The 18935-nt window shown below is 68.8% G+C and carries 14 protein-coding genes; 3 read left to right on the top strand and 11 right to left on the bottom strand.

The window, feature by feature from the left end; genetic code table 11:
• Window positions 1–95: 95 nt before the first annotated feature.
• The 10 genes from ACEPA4_RS19125 to baeS all read right to left on the bottom strand — a co-directional run bounded on the left by ACEPA4_RS19125 (window position 96) and on the right by baeS (window position 10703).
• Window positions 96–1394 (bottom strand): DUF58 domain-containing protein, encoded by a 1299-nt coding sequence (locus tag ACEPA4_RS19125; RefSeq protein WP_164092984.1) that lies wholly within the window; start codon window positions 1392–1394, stop codon window positions 96–98.
• Window positions 1391–2377, bottom strand: coding sequence for a MoxR family ATPase (locus ACEPA4_RS19120; RefSeq protein WP_005411535.1), 987 nt, complete (start codon window positions 2375–2377; stop codon window positions 1391–1393). Before ACEPA4_RS19120 ends, ACEPA4_RS19125 begins: the two co-directional genes overlap by 4 nt.
• Complete coding sequence (locus ACEPA4_RS19115; RefSeq protein ID WP_235648992.1) at window positions 2374–3558, bottom strand: DUF4350 domain-containing protein; 1185 nt, start codon at window positions 3556–3558, stop codon at window positions 2374–2376. Before ACEPA4_RS19115 ends, ACEPA4_RS19120 begins: the two co-directional genes overlap by 4 nt.
• A complete protein-coding gene (locus tag ACEPA4_RS19110; protein WP_139727960.1) occupies window positions 3555–5171 on the bottom strand; it encodes a DUF4129 domain-containing protein in 1617 nt (538 codons plus the stop codon). The genes ACEPA4_RS19115 and ACEPA4_RS19110 overlap by 4 nt, the downstream gene beginning before the upstream one ends.
• Window positions 5161–6153 carry a stage II sporulation protein M gene (locus ACEPA4_RS19105; protein WP_065177881.1) on the bottom strand — a complete coding sequence of 331 codons (993 nt, stop codon included), beginning with the start codon at window positions 6151–6153 and terminating at the stop codon, window positions 5161–5163. Before ACEPA4_RS19105 ends, ACEPA4_RS19110 begins: the two co-directional genes overlap by 11 nt.
• Complete coding sequence (locus tag ACEPA4_RS19100) at window positions 6150–6839, bottom strand: RDD family protein (RefSeq protein ID WP_005420157.1); 690 nt, start codon at window positions 6837–6839, stop codon at window positions 6150–6152. Before ACEPA4_RS19100 ends, ACEPA4_RS19105 begins: the two co-directional genes overlap by 4 nt.
• 123 nt (window positions 6840–6962) lie before the next feature.
• Window positions 6963–7493, bottom strand: coding sequence for a gamma carbonic anhydrase family protein (locus ACEPA4_RS19095; RefSeq protein WP_262090183.1), 531 nt, complete (start codon window positions 7491–7493; stop codon window positions 6963–6965).
• 163 nt (window positions 7494–7656) lie between these two features.
• Window positions 7657–8478, bottom strand: a complete 822-nt coding sequence (locus tag ACEPA4_RS19090; RefSeq protein WP_262090182.1) for a nucleotidyltransferase domain-containing protein — start codon at window positions 8476–8478, stop codon at window positions 7657–7659.
• A 147-nt stretch (window positions 8479–8625) separates the two neighbouring features.
• On the bottom strand, window positions 8626–9315 hold the full coding sequence (locus ACEPA4_RS19085; protein WP_005420147.1) for a response regulator: 690 nt from the start codon (window positions 9313–9315) through the stop codon (window positions 8626–8628).
• Window positions 9312–10703 carry a sensor histidine kinase efflux regulator BaeS gene (gene baeS, locus ACEPA4_RS19080; RefSeq protein ID WP_188248108.1) on the bottom strand — a complete coding sequence of 464 codons (1392 nt, stop codon included), beginning with the start codon at window positions 10701–10703 and terminating at the stop codon, window positions 9312–9314. Before baeS ends, ACEPA4_RS19085 begins: the two co-directional genes overlap by 4 nt.
• A 128-nt stretch (window positions 10704–10831) precedes the next feature.
• On the opposite strand from baeS, the gene smeA reads away from it, so the two are divergent.
• The 3 genes from smeA to smeC are packed head-to-tail and all read left to right on the top strand — an operon-like array spanning window position 10832 to window position 16602.
• Window positions 10832–12028 carry a multidrug efflux RND transporter periplasmic adaptor subunit SmeA gene (gene smeA / locus ACEPA4_RS19075; RefSeq protein ID WP_262090181.1) on the top strand — a complete coding sequence of 399 codons (1197 nt, stop codon included), beginning with the start codon at window positions 10832–10834 and terminating at the stop codon, window positions 12026–12028.
• Between the two features lie 12 nt (window positions 12029–12040).
• The gene (gene smeB / locus ACEPA4_RS19070; RefSeq protein ID WP_262090180.1) at window positions 12041–15190 is read left to right on the top strand and encodes a multidrug efflux RND transporter permease subunit SmeB; all 3150 of its coding nucleotides are present in this window, start codon (window positions 12041–12043) and stop codon (window positions 15188–15190) included.
• Entirely contained in the window at window positions 15187–16602 is a 1416-nt protein-coding gene (gene smeC / locus ACEPA4_RS19065; RefSeq protein WP_262090179.1) for a multidrug efflux transporter outer membrane subunit SmeC, read from the top strand. The genes smeB and smeC overlap by 4 nt, the downstream gene beginning before the upstream one ends.
• 318 nt (window positions 16603–16920) lie before the next feature.
• On the opposite strand, the gene mnmG is transcribed toward smeC, so the two are convergent.
• A complete protein-coding gene (mnmG, locus tag ACEPA4_RS19060; RefSeq protein WP_262090178.1) occupies window positions 16921–18810 on the bottom strand; it encodes a tRNA uridine-5-carboxymethylaminomethyl(34) synthesis enzyme MnmG in 1890 nt (629 codons plus the stop codon).
• Window positions 18811–18935 lie beyond the last annotated feature (125 nt).

Here is an 18935-nt window from a genome sequence, read left to right as displayed (position 1 = left end):
CGGCCGCTGGCCGACAGCCGAGCATGGGCTCGGCGCTACAGGAATCAGGCCGTCTGTAGAGCCGAGCCCATGCTCGGCGCCGGTCAATCGCAGGGCTACAGCAACCCTTCGCGCTTCACCGCCAGGTAGCGCTCCACCAGCGCGCCCGGCAGGGCGTCGGCGGTGACGTCCAGCACCATCACCTTCTCGCTGCGCAGCGCTTCGTGCGCCTTCGCGCGCTGCTGCAGGTACAGCGCCGCGGCACCGGCCTGGGTGGCGTCCTCCAGCGTCTGCACGTCCCCCTCCAGTACGCCGTCCAGCTCGCGCTCGCGCAGGCTGGCCACGCACACCAGGTGGCGCCGTTGCAGCAGGCGCACCGCCGCCAGCAGGTCTTCGATGTCTTCATCGCGCACGTTGCTGACCAGCATCACCAGTGCTCGCCGGCGCTGGCGCAGCGACACCTCGGTGGCAGCGGCCAGGTAATCGGTGGCCACCGCGCGTGGCTGCAGGTCGTAGCTGGCGCGCAGCAGGTGCTCGACCGTGCCCATGCCGCGCTGCGGCGCGACCCAGCGGCGTTCGCCACCGGCAGCGAACAGGCCGGCGGCATCGCCCTGGCGCAGCGCCAGGTAGGCCACCACCAGCGAGGCATTCAAGGCATGGTCGAAGTGCGAGAGACCGCCTTCGCTGGCCAGCATGCGCCGGCCACTGTCGAGCATCAGCAGCAACTGCTGGTTCTTCTCGTCCTGGTACTCGCGCGAGATCAGCTTGCGCGCACGCGCGGTGGCCTTCCAGTCCAGCTGGCGCAGGCTGTCGCCGACGCGGTACTCGCGCATCTGGTGGAAGTCGGTGCCTTCACCACGACGGCGCTTCACGTGTGCACCGACCAGCCGCGAGGCCTGGTCGGCACTGAACAACGCAAAGCGCGTGAGCGGCACGAAATTCGGATAGACCCGCACGTCCAGTGCGGGCGGCAGCGTGCGTTGCTGCCACCACAGGCGCCAAGGCGAGCGCATGCGCAGGTGCACGCCTTCGAAGCGGAAGTGCCCACGCTGCAGCGGCTGCAGGTGGTAGTGCAGCGTGGAGGCGCTACTGGCCCGCAGGCGCACGCGCTGTGGCAGCGATTCCAGTGGCCAGCCGCCGGGGACCAGGTCGAACACCTGCACCGTCATCGATTGCTCGGCCTGCAGCCGCAGCGCCGCCTCGCGGCGCACGCCCAGCGCCAGCGCTTCGGGCAGTTCGCGCTGTACCTGCGGCGACGGGCGCTGCGACTGGCGCCACAGGTCGAACAGCGCAGGCAGCGCGATGGCCACGGCGGCCAGCGTCCAGCTCCAGCGCGGCAGCAACCCGCCCAGCACCAGGCCGCCCAGGGCGGCCCAGGCCAGCAGCAGCGCCAGCAGCAGCGGGGCAGGCCTCATCGGCGCGGTGCTTCCACCTTGGCCAGCAGTGCGCCCAGCACGTCGTCGGCGTCCTGGCCTTCGATCTGCAGCTCCGGGGCCAGTGCAATGCGGTGGCGCAGTGCCGGGCGAGCAATGTCGCGCACGTCGTCCGGCGTGACGAAGTCGCGGCCGGCCAGCACCGCCTGCGCACGCGAGGCACGCACCAGCGCGATGCTGCCGCGTGGGCCGGCGCCGACCGCGATGCCTGGCCACTGCCTCGTGGCCGCCACAATCCGCACCGCGTAGTCGATCACTTCGTCATCGACGGTGATCGCCGCGGTCGCACGCTGCAGTTCCAGCAGTTCGCCGGCACCGAGTACGCGTGGCACCTGGCTCAGGTCGAAATCGCTGGCGGCGCGGCCACTGGTGATCGCGGTCACCATGCGCTTCTCGTCCTCCAGCTGCGGGTAGTCGATCAGCACCTTCAGCAGGAAGCGGTCCAGCTGTGCCTCCGGCAGCGGGTAGGTGCCTTCCTGCTCCAGCGGGTTCTGCGTGGCCAGCGCCATGAACGGCGGCGCCAGGGTGAACGCCTTGCCTTCGATGGTCACCTGGCCTTCCTGCATCACTTCCAGCAGTGCCGACTGGGTCTTGGCCGGCGCACGGTTGATCTCGTCGGCCAACAGCAGGTTGGTGAACACCGGGCCACGGCGGATCTTGAAGCTCTCGCTCTTCGGGTCGTACACCGCATGGCCACTGACGTCGCTGGGCATCAGGTCGGGGGTGAACTGCACGCGGCCGTAATCCAGTTCCAGGGCCTGTGCCAGTGCGCGCACCAGCAGGGTCTTGCCCAGCCCGGGCACGCCCTCGATCAGCACGTGGCCACCGGCCAGCAGCGCCACCAGGATCTGGTCCAGTACATCGGCCTGGCCAATGAAGGCGTGGCCGACGGCATCGCGGATGGCATCGACGCGTTCGATCAGGCGGGCGTTGGCGGCCGCCGGCAGCTCGGGTACTTCGGTCATAGCAGGGATCTCATCTGGAGCAGCAAGCGGATGCGCTCGCGCAGGGCGGAGGAATCGTGCGGCGGAGGGGGCGTGAGCGCGCTGGCAACGCGGCCTTGCGGCCAGGACAGCAGTTCGGCGATGGCCTGTTCGCGCGGCGCGCCGTCCAGTGCGGCGGCCACCGGTGCGCGCAGGCGCAGGCGATGCAGGAACAGGGCGAGCACGGCGTCATACAGGCGCGCGCCTTGGCCGAAGCGCAGCAGCAGCTCGCCGCTGGCACGCACGTGTTCCAGCAGCGAGCGGCGTTCCAGCACCGGCGACGGCAGGCGGCTGCCGAAGCGTTGCGAACGGCCCCACAGCCAGCCCAGCAGGGCCAGCAGCAGCGGCGCCCACACCGGCCAGCCCTGGTAGAACAGGCGCGCCCACAGCGATGGCGGGCGGCTGGCGTAGACCAGCCAGAAAGTGCCCTTGCCGTAGTTCGGATCGAGCAGATAGCGGGTCAGGTCGCGGTGCGAGAGATCGTGCAGGCCGTCGCTGGCCTTGCCCGCAGCCGACGCCAGGCGTGCTGCCGGCGAATCCACCTCGCCGCGCATGAACGCCATGTCGGCCAGCACGCTCACCTTGCCCTGCCCGTGGCGCAGTCGCGCGAACACCAGGTTGCGCTCGTTGCCCCAACGCCGTTCGGCGCGTGTACGGGCGGCAAAGCCCAGCGTGAAGCGACGACCACCGCAGAACTCCACATGGCTGGGATCGTCGATGACGTGGAACGGCTGGCAGTCGCTCTGCTGGTACAGGCTGTCCACGCCCAGCTGGTCCAGCAGCGGTCCCTGCGTACTGCTGGCGTCGTCCTCTGCGGGTGGCGGCGTGCGCACCAGCAGATGGCCACCACCATCGACCCAGGCCAGCAGGGCCCTGGCCGCCGGTGCCGGCAGTTCGCTGCTGTCCTGCAGCAGCACCACCGTGTCGCGCGGACCCAGCGCCATCTGCTGCAGGTCCAGCCGCGGCCGCGAGTGCACGTCGATGCCATCGGCACGCAGGGCCTGTCCAAGCACGTACAGCGGGTTGTAGCCAGCTTCGCCCTGCGGCGGCAGCTGCACGGTCTCGGTCACCCGCTCATGCGTGCGCAGGTAGAGGATCGTCAGCGGTACGCCGAGCAGCACCAGCCCGCCCAGCAACAGCGACCAGAACAGGCGCGGGCTCATGCCAGCCACCGGTACTGCTGGCGCAGAGTGTCGGCCAGTGCATCGAAATCGGCGCGGCTGGGCAGGCGGCCACCGTAGGCGGCGTACTGCCACATGCGCACGATGCGCGCGAACAGGTCACGGTCGGTGGCATCGGGCATGCGCCGCGAGGCGCGAAGGCATTGCGCTTCGGTGGCACCGGGCGGAAGCGCGATGCCGCTGCGCTCGCCCACCGTGCGCACGCTGGCGCGGTACAGCAGGGCCAGCGCCTGACGCGGCCGGCCCTGGTCCCACAGCAGGCCGGCCTGGGTGGCCACGTCCGGCGGCAGCACGACCGGCAGCTCCACCTGTTCCTCCACCACCTGCGGTACAGCGTCGGCCTTGCGCCGGCCACTGCCGCGCAGCCACGGCAGCCACAGCCGTGCGGTCAGCAGCAGCACCAGCAGCAGGACGCCCAGCAGGGCCCACAGGCCCCACTCGGCCAGGCGCGCCAGCCAGGCAATGCCGGCCTTGCGGTTGCTGCGCTCGCCCTTGCTGCTGCCGTCGCTCTGCAGCGCCTTGTCTTCCTTCTTTTTTTCCTCGGCCTGTTCGATCGGCTTCCAGCGCGTGACCTGGCGGGTCGGGCGCTGCAGCGGATCTTCATAGGCGCGGTTCACCGCCTGGCGGAAACCGGCGGTGTCCACCGGCGCCGCACCGAAGATCATCGCCGGCGTATTGGCCGGGTCGTTGGCCGCAGTGGCGGGTTCTTCCGCGCTGTCCTCGTCCCCTTCGGCATCGCCGGCCTGCCCAGCGACCGTCTGCGCGTCCTGCGCATGCACTGGCGCGAAGGCCAGCGGCAGGGCAAGGCACAGCAGCAGCGCCAGCGTCGATGCTGCCGGCAGCAGCCGCTCGCGCAGGCGGCGCAGCGCGATCTCCACGTCCCACGCTTCCATCTGCGTACGCCGGTTCAAGTACAGGCCGAAGCCGGCGCCGACATAGAACGGTCCGATCAGCACCGATGCCAGCCAGCACGCCAGGTTGAAGCCCAGTTGCGCCCAGGCAGGCGTGTCCTGGCCGATCATGTCCCATGCGGCACGCCATGATTCGGACATCAGCTCCAGTGGCATGAACATGAACACCGCGCCGATCGCACCGGACACCAGCACCCCTTCAAAGGCCATGCAGGCCACGGTCAGCACGACGGCGGCGCCCGCAGCACCGGCCGCCACGGCGCGGCGGCGTGCACCGCGCTGGGCCGGCGCGTTGCCTTCCAGCAGGTTCACCGGCAGGCACAGGCTGCGCAGCACGCTGAAGCGGCGCCAGCCCAGGTAGCCCCAGAAGCCTGCATTGCCCCAGCTGCGCTGCGCGCGCAGCGCTGCCAGCGCGCCCACCGGCTCACCGAAGATGCCGCGCGACAGCACGTACAGCGGCGCTCGCTCGAACAGTGGCTTGCACCACCACATCGCCAGCCAGGCCCAGCCGAACGCATCCAGCCACCAGCCCAGCGCGTTGAAGATCACGAACAGCGGTGCACTGGCCAGCAGCCAGCTGCCCCATACCGCACGCGCGTGGCGGCGCGACAGGGCGCTGCCCAGCTCCATTGCTTCCCAGCCACTGCGCGCGCGCAGCGCCACGTCCAGGCGGTCAATGCGCATTGCCGCCTCCGCGCCCGCCGCGCCACAGCCACAGCAGCACGCCGGCCCACAGCACGCCGGCCACGCTGAACTTGCCCCACGCCGGCACTTCGGCAATCGACGACCAGAACGCTTCGATGAACGCGGCCACCAGCAGCATGAACGCCACGCCCAGGCACAGCCGGGCCCCGATGCGGCCGCCTTCGACCAAGGCATCCAGGCGGCTGCGCCGGCCGGGGGCCAGCAGTTTCATGCCCAGCTGCAGGCCGGCACCGCCGGCGATCACTATCGCGGTCAGCTCGAACGCACCATGGCCCGCGACGAAGCGCCAGAACGGATCGCCATGGCCGATGTGCTGCAGGTGGCCGGCCACCGAACCGATGATCACGCCGTTGAACAGCAGCACCAGCAGCGTGCCCAGGCCGGCCAGCAGGCCACTGGCGAAGGTACGCAGGGCGATGCTGATGTTGTTCAGGATGTAGTGGCCGAACATCATCCAGTCCGTGCCGCTGTCACGCCCGAGGCGCTCGGCCGCTGGATCGTACATGCGCTCCATCTCGGCGATCTGGCGGTTGTCCATCACCATGTGGATCAGGTCCGGGTAGAGCTGCGCCAGCACGAAGCAGGCCACCGCCGGCAGCGCGAACATCGCCAGTGCCACCCACATGCTGCGCGCCTGGCTGCGCACCAGCAGCGGGAAGTCGGCCACCAGGAATTCAAGTGCACCGCGCCAGCGCGTCGGCGGCGTGCGGTACAGCACGCTGTGGCCCTGCTGCATCAACTGCTGCAGGCGCTGCACCAGCTGCGGGCTGTAGCCGCGCTCGCGGGCCAGTGCCAGCTGCTGGCACAGGCGCCGGTAGCGCTGCGGGAAGGCGGCGTCGTCCACTGCCAGCGCGCTGGCCTTGCGCCGCGTGCGGCGCGCAGCACCAGCACGCAGCAGCAGCCAGTGTTCCAGGTCCTGCCATTCCTGCTGGTAGCGGGCGACGAACTGCTCCTGCTTCATCGCCGCCCCAACAGCCAGTTGGCCATGGCATACAAGCGCAGTACGCCGACCTGGCCGTGGGTGCCGGTCAGCGGTTCGGCGATGCCGGCCAGTTCCTGCTGGCGGGCCGCCGACAGCCGTGGCGCGCGCTCGGCGAAGGCCATCAGCGCGGCCTGCTCTTCCGGTCGCAGCGGCTGCGGCGGGGCCAGCACGCTGTCGATGGTGGGCGGAGGCGGCAGGTACAGCACGGGCGCATGCACCACCACGGTGCCGGCCACCAGATCGCCCAGGCGACGGCCATGGGGATCGAACAGGCTGCTGATCAGGCCCAGTGCATAGCCGAACGGCAGCATGTCCACGGTGCGCAGCAGGTTGCGGGTGATGGCAGGCATCCAGCCTACCGGCGCGCCGTCGCGCGCAAGCACGCGCAGGCCCAGCGCGCGCTTGCCGAGGGTACGGCCCCACAGCGCTTCGCAGACGATCGGGTAGGCCCAGTAGACCAGGAACATCAGCACCAGGCCGAGCCCGGAGCCGAACGAATCCAGCAGTGCCAGTGGAATCGACATCACCACCAGTACCGCGATGCGCACGCCCAGATCCACCAGCCACGCCATCGCCCGTGGCACCGGGCCGGCTGCCGGCAGCTGCAGCGGCACACCCTCCGGCGTCACCACCTCGCGGTAGGTATCGAGCATCGGTGCGGCCATCAGTGCGATGGCCTTCGTTGTGGGCGCCGGAGTCCTCTCCGGCAGGCAGCCACAGGCATGGGGGTCTCGACAGGTCCTGGTCGGGCCCAGACTTTAGCAGAGCCGCATGGCGGCGTTGGCTGCTCAGCCCAGGTATTCGTCCTTCAGCCGCACGTAGTGGTCGGCCGAGTAGTGCAGCGACCCGATCTCCTTGTCGCTCAGCGTGCGCGCCGGGCGGGCCGGATTGCCCACCCACAGCTCGCCTTCGCCAACCACCTTGCCCGGGCCGACCACCGCACCGGCGCCGACGAAGCCATGACGCTCGACGCGCGCACCATCGAGAATGCAGGCGCCCATGCCGATCAGGCTGTAGTCGCCGATCGTGCAGGCATGGATGATGCAGCCGTGGCCGACGGTCACGCCTTCGCCGATCAGGGTCGGGTAGCCGGCCTTGTTGTAGGGGCTGTGGTGGCTGACGTGGATGATGGTGCCATCCTGCACGTTGGTGCGCGCGCCGATGCGCACGTAATTGACATCACCGCGGATGACCGTGCCCGGCCACACTGATACGTCCTCGGCCAGCTCCACGTCACCGATGACGGTGCAGGCCGGGTCGATGTACACGCGCTCGCCGAGGACGGGCATCTTGTCGCGGAAGGGGCGCAGCGGGTTCATCGAAGTCTCCGGAAATCAGGGCGTTCGCGACGATGATACGCGTGCGTCCGCTGGGGGAGGTACCGCCCTGGGCCGCGCGGATACACAGTAGATCCACGCCATGCGTGGATGGTGATCTCGGTGCCGACCAAGGTCGGCAGCTACCAGAAACGGGTGCAACCGCTCAGGACGGCGCGTGTTCGGCCAGCATCCGCCGGAACAGCACGTCCAGCCAGGCGCTGTCGCCCTGTCCGGCCGGCAGCTGCGGGGCCTGCGCCGCGCGAACGGCCATCGCATGGTCAATGTACTCGCTGATGAGCGCGATGCGCGGACGAGCGCTGACCTCGGCGCTGGCGCGCTTGACCACCAGCAATGCGTCGATGGCGTGGCGCACCGGGCCGTCCGGCAGCAACCGGTCCAGCAGATCCTCGAAGGCCATCGGCGGCGGCGTGGGCTCGTTCTCGATCCACTGGCAGGCAAGCAGGGCGCGCAGCACATACAGGTACTTCTTGGTGCTGATGGTGGGCTCACCCAGGTGGCGGCTGTGCGTGGTCCTGGCCATGCTCATGTAGTGCCACCAGCTGCCCAAGGGTGAGTAGAAGCGTTGGGCCGCTTCCCACAGCAGTGCCACCGCAGCGTCATCCTGCCGGTACACGATCGGCGAGCGCAGCCATTCGATCAGTGTCGGATTGGATTTTGAGACCAGCCGCAGTGCCTTGCGCAGGTCCCAGCCGCTGACGTCGAGCTCATCGTCGATCGGCAGCTCGATCACATCGCGCTGCGCTTCGCCGGGACCGGTGCTCTCGTTGACGCTGAGATACCACGGCTGGCGATGCACGTAGATGAAGCGTGCATCGTAGTCGCTGTCCGGCGAAGAGAAGCCCCAGCCACGGCTGCCGGATTCGCAGGCCAGCAGCACACGCACATTGTGGCGCTGTTCGATGTCGGCGAGGCTGGAAAGAATGGCGGCGCGCTTGTCCGGCGCGATCGGGTGGATGTCGTCCATGCAGGTGTGTTCTTAATGTCGAGCGTTCTCGACTGTAGCGCAGGTCTGCATCGCTGCGCTCGCCGGGCATGGCCCGGCGCTACCAGAGGGTGACGTTCGTCGACGAGGCGTGACGGGGTAGCGCCGGGCCAAGCCCGGCGAACGCGATCACGGCTCGTAGCTGTAGCCCATGCCATACACCGAACGGATCGGTTCGCCTTCCATGCCGGCGTCAGCCAGCTTGCGGCGCAGATTGCGCACGTGGCTGTCGACGGTGCGGTCGACCACCACGCGGTGGTCCAGATAGAGGCGGTCGAGCAGCTCGTCGCGCGCCCAGATCCGGCCCGGCGTGGCCAGCAGCGTGCGCAGCAGGCGGTATTCGACCGGGGTCAGGTCCAGGCCCTTGCCGTTCCAGGTAGCGCGGGCTGCCGGTTCGTCGATATGCAGCCCGCTGTTGGCACGCGCAGCGGGGTCCGGGCGGTAGCGGCGCAGCACCGCCATCACCCGTGCGACCACTTCGCGCGGACTGAACGGCTTGCAGATGTAGTCGTCGGCACCGATGTCCAGGCCCAGCAGGCGGTCGATCTCCTCCACCCGTGCGGTGACCATGATCACCGGTACATCGCTGCTGGCGCGCAGTTCGCGGCACAGGTCCACGCCATCGCGCTGCGGCAGCATCAGATCCAGCAGCACCAGGTCGGGCTGGTAGCGCGCGAATGCGTCGATCACCTGGCCGCCATCGTCCACCCATTCGCTGGTCATGCCGGCGGCGGCCAGGTAGTCGCGCAGCACCGAGGCCAGGCGTGGCTCATCCTCGACGATCAGGATCTTCGAGGACGCGGCGGTGGACAGGCTCATGCAGGCTCCGGCAGGGTAATGACCACGCGCAGCCCGCCCAGCGGCGATGGCTCGGCGTGGATGAGGCCGTGGTGGGCGAGGATGATGTTGTGGCTGATGGCCAGGCCCAGCCCGCTGCCGCCGCTGGCCCGGTTGCGCGAGCTCTCCACCCGGTAGAAGCGCTCGAACAGCAGCGCGCACTTGTCCGCCGGCACGCCTGGCGCGGTGTCTTCCACGATCAGCTGCACGCCGGCAGGCACGCGCGCTGCCTGCACGCGTACGCGGCCCCCGGCGTGGGTGTAGCGCAATGCGTTTTCCAGCAGATTGGCCAGCACCTGCTGCAGGCGTCGTTCGTCACCGGATACCTGCAGCGGTGTGGCGGGCAGGTTCTCCTCCAGTGCCAGCCCGGCCGTGGAGAAGCGCACGCGCATGCCATTGAGCTCGCTGCGCAGCAGCGCCACCAGGTCCAGCGGTGCGAAGCGGTAGGCCAGGCCGCCGGACTGGGTCATCGACAGGTCGTGCAGGTCGTCGATCAACTTGCCCAGTTGGCGGATCTCGCCCTGCAGGGCACCGAGGTTGGCGCGGTCCAGCGGGCGGATGCCGTCCTCGATGGCTTCCAGTTCGGCACGAACCACCGCCAGCGGCGTGCGCAGTTCGTGCGAGATATCGGCGATGAAGGCACGGCGGTTGCGCTCGGTGTCGTCCAGCGCCTGCGCCATCCGGTTGAAGTCGTTGACCAGTGCATCCAGCTCGTCGTCGCTGGTGCGCTCGATGCGGGTGGCGTAGTCGCCAGCGGCGAGCCGGTGGGTGGCCGCCGCCAGTTTGGCAAGGCGCTGGCGCAGCGCGCGCGACACCAGCCAGGCCAGCAGCACCGTCACCAGCAGCAGCGCGATGCCGATCACCCACCACGCACGCATCTGGGTGTTGTAGAAGTTCAGGTCGTTGGTGGCGATGACGGTCTGGAACGGCACCATGCCCAGCCAGCCGACCGTGTGCCCGTCCACCTGCACGGCGTGCGGCTCGTCGTCGCTGGTGGCGTCCGGGTTGCCGGCTACGAACCGATGCTGTGCATCGAACAGGCCCAGGCGGGAGGGAACGCCGGTCTGGTCGGACAGCGGTGGCACGGGCCCCTCGTGCCCATGGGCCAGATCCGGGCGCAGCAGCCGCGCCCAGCGGTCACTGTCGCCGCGCAGGTGCTCCCAGCCGCCGTGCGCACTGTACTCGCGCTGCAGGTGCGGCATCACGCGCTGCATGCGCAGGTCGCCCTGGTCATTGAGGTAGTCCAGAAAGCCGGTCTGGAACGCCACGCGGCTGGCAATACCGTTCACTGCCAGCACCAGCAGGCAGGCGGTGAAGATCGCGAGGAAGGTCTTCGCGGTCAGGCCGAATTTGAGTCGAATCTTCGCCATCGCGGGGCCATTAGCGGCGCATGCGGCGCCGAAAGCAAGCGCCCGCTGAGCCGGTCGCACAATCTCCATATTCTCTGCACAGTTCCACGGCAGCGTGCACGGGTCAACGCAAGGCCCCCACGCCCCCCATGTCACTCCTGCTCCCGCTGTCCCGCTCCCCCCGTCCGCTGTTGCTGCCCCTGCTGCTGGCCCTGGCGGCCTGCTCGGCGGGCAGGCCCGAGGCCCCGGCCACCCCTGAAGTGGGCGTCATCACTGCCAGCGTGCAGCCGCTGGCCCTGCAACAGACCCTGCCCGGTCGCGCCGTACCGTTCGAGGTGTCCGAGGTGCGCCCGCAGGTCGCTGGGCTGATCCGCCAGCGGTTGTTCACCGAAGGCCAGCAGGTCAAGGCCGGCCAGCTGCTTTACCAGATCGATCCGGCGCCGTACCAGGCCGCCTTCGATACCGCGCGTGGCCAGCTGGCGCAGGCCGAGGCCACTGTGTTGTCGGCGCAGCCGAAGGCCGAGCGCACCCGCACGCTGCTGGGCATGGATGCGGCCAGCAAGCAGGACGCCGACGATGCCACCTCGGCACTGAAGCAGGCCCAGGCCAATGTGATCGCCGCGCGCGCTGCGCTGCAGGCGGCCCGCATCAACCTCGACTACACCCGGGTTACTGCACCGATCGATGGCCGCATCGGCACGTCCAGTGTCACCGCTGGCGCGCTGGTCGCCGCCGGCCAGGACGCGGCGCTGGCAACCATCCAGCGGTTGGACCCGGTCTATCTGGATGTCACCCAGTCCAGCACGCAGATGCTGGCGCTGCGCAAGCAGCTCGATGCCGGCCTGGTGAAAGCCATCGACGGCAAGGCACAGGTGAAGGTGCTGCTGGAGGACGGCAGCACGTACGCGCATGAAGGTACCCTGGAGTTTGTCGGCAGCGCAGTCGACCCGGGCACCGGCAACGTGCTGCTGCGCGCGGTCATTCCGAACCCGGAGGGCCTGCTGCTGCCGGGCATGTACCTGAGGGCGGTGCTGCCGATGGCCACCGATGCGCGCGCCCTGCTGGTGCCGCAGAAGGCGGTGCTGCGCAATGAACGTGGCGAGCCGCTGCTGCGCCTGCTCGACGCAAAGGACCGCGTGGTCGAGCGCCGGGTCAGCACCGGCCAGGTAGTGGGCAACCAGTGGCAGATCACGCAGGGGCTGAAGGCTGGCGATCGGGTGATCGTCAGCAACGGCAGCGCGGTAGCGCTTGGCCAGCAGGTGCAGGCGGTGGCGGCCACCACCGCGCAGCTGGCCGCAATGCCGGCGATCGACCCGACCGGCAACACCGACGAAACGTCGCACTGAGGCCTGCCGCGCATGGTTCGTTTCTTCATCGACCGGCCGATCTTCGCCTGGGTGATCGCCATCGCGGTCAGCCTGCTCGGCCTGCTCGCGATCCTGATCCTGCCGGTGGACCGCTACCCGCAGATCGCCCCACCCACCATCACCATCCGCGCCACCTACACCGGCGCCTCGTCGCAGACCGTGGAAAACGCGGTCACCCAGGTCATCGAGCAGTCCCAGCAGAGCCTGGACCACCTGATGTACATGACCTCCACCAGCGCCTCCGATGGCTCGGCGCAGGTCAACCTGGTGTTTGCCACCGGCACCAATCCGGACACCGCGCAGGTGCAGGTGCAGAACCAGCTGCAGGCGGCGATGGCGACGCTGCCGCAGGCGGTGCAGCAGAACGGCCTGACCATCACCAAGTCCAGTGGTTCGATCTTCGAGGTGCTGTCGTTCACCAGCGAAGACGGCAGCATGGACAACTTCGATGTCGCCAACTTCATGGAAGCGCGCATCGACGACCAGATCAGCCGCGTCAGTGGTGTCGGCAACATCCAGCCGATCGGCCAGGAATACGCCATGCGCATCTGGCTGGACCCGGAGAAGATGCGCCAGTACGCGCTGATGCCGTCGGACATCGAGACCGCACTGCAGGCGCAGAACACCGACGTCTCGGCCGGTGAGCTGGGTGGCCAGCCGGCACTGAAGGGCCAGCAGCTGGACGCCACGGTCACCGCGCGCAGCCGCCTGCACACGCCCGAACAGTTCGCGCGGGTGGTGCTGAAGGCCGATGCCAACGGCAGCGTAGTGCACCTGGGCGACGTGGCGACGATCGGCCTGGGGCCGGAGAGCTACGACAGCATCAGCACCTTCAACGGCAAGCCGTCGGCGTCGCTGGGCATCGAGCTCAATGCCGGCGCCAATGCCATCGCCGTGTCCAAGGCCATCGAGACCCGCCTGCAGCAGTTGCAGAAGTACTGGCCGCACGGCTACACCTACCACGTGGCGTTCACCACCACGCCGTTCGTGACCATCTCGCTGAAGGAAGTGGTGATCACCCTGATCGAGGCGATCATCCTGGTGGTGCTGGTGATGTACCTGTTCCTGCAGAACTGGCGCGCCACCCTGATCCCGACCATCGCGGTGCCGGTGGTGCTGCTGGGCACCTTCGGCGTGCTGGCGGCATTTGGCTATTCGATCAATACCCTGACCATGTTCGCACTGGTGCTGGCCATCGGCCTGCTGGTGGACGATGCCATCGTGGTGGTGGAGAACGTGGAGCGGGTGATGACCTTCGAAGGGCTGGCGCCGAAGCCGGCCACGCTGAAGGCGATGGGCCAGATCACCGGCGCGCTGGTGGGCATCGTGCTGGTGCTGACCGCCGTGTTCCTGCCGATGGCGTTCTTCAGCGGTGTCACCGGCGTGATCTATCGCCAGTTCTCGGTGACGATTGCCGCTGCGATGATCCTGTCGGTGCTGGTGGCGATGACCATCACCCCGGCCCTGTGCGGCAGCATCCTGCACCAGATTCCCAAGGGCGGCCATCCGCATGGCGACCACGGCGGTGAGCCGAGCCTGCTGGGCAAGTGCTTCATCTGGTTCAACCATCGTTTCGAGCGCACCTCCAACGGCCTGCGTCGCCGGGTGGATGGCTTCCTTGGCCGGCGCACGCTGGGCGTGGTGTTCTACCTGGCGCTGAGCGTGGCCACCGGCCTGCTGCTGTGGCACCTGCCGGGCGCGTTCCTGCCCGACGAGGACCAGGGCATGCTCAACGCGCTGGTGAAGCTGCCGGCCGGTGCCACCCTGGAGCAGACCCGCGCGGTGATGGATCGCCTGAGTGCCGCCGCGGTGAAGGACGACGGCGTGCTGTCGATCCAGGCCACCGCCGGTTTCAGTGTCACCGGCAGCGGCCAGAACGTCGGCCAGGCCTTCATCCGCCTGAAGGACTGGGATGACCGCAAGGATGACGCCGACACCATTGCCGCACGGTTGACCGCGGCCATGGCCAGCGTGCCCGATTCGCAGGTGTTCATCACCTCGCCACCGGCCATCCTTGGCCTGGGCGATGCGGGCGGTTTCACCCTGGAACTGCAGGACGAAGGCGGCGCCGGCCATGCCGCCGCCGTGGCCGCGCGCAACACGCTGCTGAAGGAGGCCGCCAGGGATCCGAAGCTGGTCAACGTGCGCTACGCCAGCCTGGAAGACGCGCCGGTGTATGCGGTGAAGGTGGACGACGCCAAGGCGCAGGCCATGGGCGTGAATCCGCAGGACATCAATGACACCTTGAATGCGGCCTTGGGCGGCGACTTCGTCAACAACTTCATCTACAAGGGCCGCATCAAGAAGGTGTTCATCCAGGGCACCGCCGAAGCGCGCATGCAGCCGCAGGACATCGAGCGCTGGAGCGTGCGCAACCAGGCCGGCCAGATGGTGCCGCTGTCGTCGCTGGTCAGCGCGCACTGGACCAGCGCGCCGGCCGCGCTGCAGCGCTACAACGGCGTGTCGGCGATGGAGATCACCGGCCAGCCCGCGCCGGGCGTCAGTTCCGGCGAGGCGATGGCCGAGATCGCGCGCCTGGCCGACGCGCTGCCGGAAGGCTTCAGCCATGCCTGGTCGGACATGGCCTACCAGGAACAGCTGTCGGGCAATCAGGCGCCGATGCTGTACGCCATCTCGCTGCTGTTCGTGTTCCTGTGCCTGGCCGCGCTGTATGAAAGCTGGGCGGTGCCGTTCGCGGTGATGCTGGCGGTGCCGGTGGGCGTGTTTGGTGCGGTGCTGATGATGAACCTGCGTGGCCTCAACAACGACGTGTACTTCCAGGTCGGCCTGCTGACCACGATTGGCCTGGCGGCCAAGAACGGCATCCTGATCGTCGAGTTCGCCCGCATCCTTGAACAGCAGGGCAGGAGCACCCGCGAGGCGATCCTGCAGGCCGTCTATCTGCGCCTGCGGCCGATCGTGATGACCTCGCTGGCGTTCCTGATGGGTGTGCTGCCGCTGGTGTTCGCCACCGGCGCTGGCTCGGCCGCGCGCCGCTCGCTGGGTACCGGCGTGGCCGGCGGCACGGTCGCCTCGATGGTGCTGGGCATGTTCTTCGTGCCGCTGTTCTACCTGCTCGTGCGCCGCCTGTTCCCGGGCCGCGCGCCTGCCGAAGCCACTGCCCCGGAGGCAAGCCCATGAAGCCGATGCTGCTGCGCGCCATTGCTGCCGCAACGATGACCACCGTGCTGGGCGGCTGCGTGAGCATGGCGCCGCATTACCAGAGGCCCGAGGCGCCGGTGCCGGCACAATTCGGCAATGCCGCCACGGCCGAGGCCGAGCCAGCACTGGCGGTGCCAGCCTGGCGCGAAGTCTTCCTCGAGCCGCGCCTGCAGCAGGTGATCGCGCTGGCGCTGCAGAACAACCGCGACCTGCGCGTGGCCATGCTGCAGGTGGAGAAGGAACGCGCGCAGTACCGCATCCAGCGCGCGGCGCTGCTGCCGTCGGTGGATGCCAGCGGCAGTGTCACCCGCTCGCGGGTAAGTGATGCCAACAGCGAGACCGGTGCCACCCAGGTAACCGAATCCGATGCCGTGCAGGTGGGTATCAGCAGTTGGGAACTGGATCTGTTCGGACGCATCCGCAGCCTGAAGAACGAGGCCCTGCAGAACTGGCTGGCCAGCGCCGAGAACCAGCGCGCCGCGCGCACCAGCCTGGTGGCCGAAGTGGCCACGGCGTGGCTGGCGTTGGCAGCGGACGAGCAGTCACTGGCGTTCACCCGGCAGACCCTGGACAGCCAGCAGCAGACCCTGCAGCGCACCGAGGCCCGCCACGCCCAAGGCCTGGCCTCGGGCCTGGACCTGTCGCAGGTACAGACCAGCGTCGAAGCCGCGCGCGGTGCGCTCGCCAAGCTGCAGACGCAGCAGGCGCAGGATCGCGATGCATTGCAGTTGCTGGTGGGGGCGCCGCTGGATCCGGCCTTGCTGCCAACCGCGCAGGCGCTGGATGGCAGCGTGGCACTGGCGCCGCTGCCGGCCAACCTGCCGTCCAGCGTGCTGCTGCAGCGCCCGGACGTGTTGTCCGCCGAACACGCACTACAGGCGGCCAATGCCGATATCGGTGCCGCGCGCGCCGCATTCTTCCCGACGCTGACCTTGACCGCCAACTACGGCCACAGCTCCACCGCGTTGTCGACGCTGTTCTCGGCCGGCACCCGTGGTTGGTCGTTCGCGCCCAGCATCACCGCGCCGATCTTCCACGCCGGTGCGCTGAAGGCCTCGCTGGATGCCTCGAAGATCGGCAAGGACATCGGCATTGCGCAGTACGAGAAAGCGATCCAGCAGGCCTTCAGTGAAGTAGCCGATGCCCTGGCCACGCGCGATCACCTGACCGTGCAGATGGACGCACAGCGCGCGCGGGTGGCCGCCAGCCAGCGCAGCTACACGCTGGCCGATGCGCGTTACCGCACCGGGCTGGACGGCTATCTGCAGGCACTGGATGCGCAGCGCAGCCTGTTTGCCGCACAGCAGGACCTGATCGCGCTGCAGCAGCAGGAAGCGGGCAACCGGGTGACGTTGTTCAAGGTGCTGGGCGGCGGTGCCGACGCACGGTAGCGCGTTCGCCAAGGTGGGTGCGTGTTCCGCTCCGGTGGGTGCCGACCTTGGTCGGCACGGAGACCTTCATCCACGCATGGCGTGGATCTACCGGAGCGGGAGGCCTTGGTAGGTGCCGACCTTGGTCGGCACGGAGGCCTTCATCCACGTATGGCGTGGATCTACCGGGGTGGGAGGCCTTGGTAGGTGCCGACCTTGGTCGGCACAGATGCATGCAGCATCGCGATCGGATGATTTGTGCCGACCAAGGTCGGCACCCACCAGAGTAGAGTCCTGTGCCGACCAAGGTCGGCACCCAGCAGAAGCAGGTTCGACCGCTTACGCCACGCGGCCGCGGCGCGCGCGCTCCAGGTGCACCAGCAGCAGTGAGATCGCTGCCGGGGTCATGCCCGGAATACGCTGCGCCTGGCCGATGGTCTGCGGGCGCACCCGCTCCAGTTTCTGCAGTGCTTCGGCCGACAGCCCGCGCACGGTCGCATAGTCGAACGCCTCGGCGATCGGCGTGGCCTCATGCCGCTGCTGGCGCTCGATCTCCTCGCGCTGGCGGTCCAGGTAGCCGGCGTACTTCACGCCGATCTCCACCTGCTCGGCCACCTTGGCGTCGGCCACGGCCGGCCCCAGCGATGGCACCTGCATCAGCTGCGCGTAATCCAGCTCGGGGCGCTTGATCAGGTCCAGCACGTTGGTCTCGCGGCTGACCGCCACGCCCAGCATGTCCTGCACTTCGCGGCCCAGCGCATTGGTCGGGGTTGCCCACAGCGCACCCAGGCGCGCGCGCTCGGCAGCAACAGCGGCCTGCTTGGTCTCGAACGCACCCCAGCGACGATCATCCACCAGGCCCATTTCGCGGCCGGCCGGGGTCAGGCGCTGGTCGGCATTGTCCTCGCGCAGCTGCAGGCGGTACTCGGCGCGGCTGGTGAACATGCGGTACGGCTCGTTGGTGCCGTGGGTGATCAGGTCATCCACCAGCACGCCCAGGTACGCCTCGTCGCGGCGCGGGCACCAACCGTCCAGCCCACGCACCTGGCGTGCGGCGTTGAGGCCGGCCAGCAGGCCCTGCGCGGCGGCCTCCTCATAGCCGGTGGTGCCGTTGATCTGGCCAGCGAAGAACAGGCCGTTGACCAGCTTGGTTTCCAGCGACGCCTTCAGCCCGCGCGGATCGAAGAAGTCGTACTCGATGGCGTAGCCCGGGCGGGTGATGTGCGCGTTCTCGAAGCCACGGATGCTGCGCACCATCTCCAGCTGCACGTCGAAGGGCAGCGAGGTGGAAATGCCGTTGGGGTAGATCTCGACGATGCCCAGGCCTTCCGGTTCGACGAAGATCTGGTGGCTGGCCTTCTCGGCGAAGCGCACCACCTTGTCCTCGATGGACGGGCAGTAGCGCGGGCCGATGCCTTCGATCTGGCCGCTGTACAGCGGCGAGCGGTGCAGCGCGTCGCGGATGATCTGGTGGGTCTGCTCGGTGGTGTGGGTGATCCAGCAGCTGACCTGCTGCGGATGCTCGTCCACCGAGCCGAGGAAGGACATCACCGGCCGCGGCGAATCGCCCGGCTGCTCGTCCATCACGCTGTAGTCCAGTGAGCGGCCATCGATGCGCGGCGGCGTGCCGGTCTTCAGGCGGTCCACCTGGAAAGGACGCTCGCGCAGGCGCGCCGCCAGCGTGGTGGCCGGCGGGTCGCCCATGCGGCCGGCGGCGTACTGGGTCGGGCCGACATGGATCTTGCCGGCCAGGAAGGTACCGGCGGTCAGCACCACGGCCCCGGCGTCGAAGCGCAGGCCGGTCTGGGTCATGACCCCGCGCACGGCGTCGCCTTCAATGACCAGGTCATCGACGGCGGCCTGGAACACGGTCAGGTTGGCCTGGCCTTCGACGATGGCGCGGATCGCCATGCGATACAGGTTGCGGTCGGCCTGGCAGCGGGTCGCGCGCACGGCCGGGCCCTTGGAGGCGTTGAGCGTGCGCCACTGGATGCCGGCGCGGTCGGCGGCATGCGCCATCGCACCGCCCAGGGCGTCGATTTCCTTGACCAGATGGCCCTTGCCGATGCCGCCGATGGCCGGGTTGCAGCTCATCGCGCCCACTGTTTCGATGTTGTGGGTCAGCAGCAGGGTGCGCACGCCGGTACGGGCCGCGGCCAGCGCGGCTTCGGTGCCGGCGTGGCCACCGCCGATGACGATGACGTCGTAACGATGGAAGGACGGGTTCATGGGGCTGTTCAGCTGGGGGCGGGCGCGGCCGGGGCGGCACCGGGGTGGCGATTTTAGCGCCATTCGGGGCTGGGACGTCGGCGCCAGCCGGCTCCCGTCGAAATCAGCTCTAAAGTTGGCAGGAT

Origin of the sequence: Stenotrophomonas sp. P2112 (assembly GCF_041897515.1) — a bacterium.
GTDB classification, from domain to species: Bacteria; Pseudomonadota; Gammaproteobacteria; order Xanthomonadales; family Xanthomonadaceae; genus Stenotrophomonas; species Stenotrophomonas sepilia.
The sequence above is the reverse complement of the archived record's forward strand: the minus strand, read 5'-3'. Positions and strand labels throughout refer to the sequence as shown.